Source organism: Peptoniphilus hominis (ex Hitch et al. 2025), from assembly GCF_040096015.1.
Classification (GTDB): domain Bacteria; phylum Bacillota; class Clostridia; order Tissierellales; family Peptoniphilaceae; genus Peptoniphilus_A; species Peptoniphilus_A hominis.
Genome location: NZ_JBBMFO010000072.1, coordinates 1 through 1032 on the forward strand (window position 1 = coordinate 1; position 1032 = coordinate 1032).

Consider the following 1032-nt stretch of genomic DNA (forward strand, 5'->3'; position numbering starts at 1 on the left):
TGATTTTATGAAACAAGATATGAAAGAACAATTATTAACAAAAAGACCCATAGATTTACTTTTTCAATTATCTATCCCTGCTGTAATAGGAATGATAGTAATAGGTCTTTATCCACTAATGGATGGAATTTTTGCAGGAAATATTATAGGACAAACAGCAATGACAGCTTGTGGTGTAGCTATGCCACTTACCTTTTTCAATAGTGGAGTATCTACACTCATAGGTGTAGGTTCAGCATCAGTTTTATCAAGAGCTATAGGAAAGGGTGACCAAAAAACAGTTGATAAAATTATGGGGAATTTAATCTTTTGGGTTATTCTATTCTCATCAATTATTACAATAGGCGGAATTTTACTTGCACCACATTTTTTAGATATGGTTGGAGCAAGTGGAGAAATTAAAGAATATGGTATCAGATATTTACGAGTAATTTTCATTGGTTCTTTATTTGTAAACTTTACTCAATCAGCAAACATGGTTATGCGTGGAGAAGGATTAATGAAAAAAGCAATGCTCATTATGGGGCTAGGGGCTTTTTTAAACATAATTCTTGATCCAATTCTAATGAAATTAATGGGAAAATACGCAATAGAAGGGGCTGCACTTGCAACTATTACAGCACAATTTGTTCAAGCGATAATAACACTCCATTACTTCAAATATAAAAGTAAAGCAGTAAAAATAAATAAAATCAAACCTGATCAGGAAATAAAAAAAGAAATGTTTGGCGTAGGGTCATCTGCTATGATGATGCAAATTTTATTTATGATTCAACAAACAATGCTATATAAAATGTCATTTAAATATGGCGGAGATACAAATGCTATCTTGATGGCAGCAACACTTAGAATATATGCCTTTTCATTTATTCCACTTTGGGGAATGAGTCAAGGTTTACAACCTGTAGTTGGTACAAATTTTGGAGCGAAAAAATACGACAGAGTAAAAGAAGCTATGAAAGTATTTTCTATCGGAGGATTAGTTCTTGCATCAATATTTTGGATACCAGCATTAGCATTTTCAAAGAATAT

The 1032-nt window shown here is 32.2% G+C and carries 1 protein-coding gene; it reads left to right on the forward strand.

All coding sequences use genetic code 11. From position 1 onward, the window contains the following. Positions 1-7: 7 nt before the first annotated feature. Positions 8-1032: MATE family efflux transporter (locus WMO19_RS09795; RefSeq protein ID WP_349171679.1), on the forward strand; the 1025-nt coding region annotated here is incomplete at its 3' end.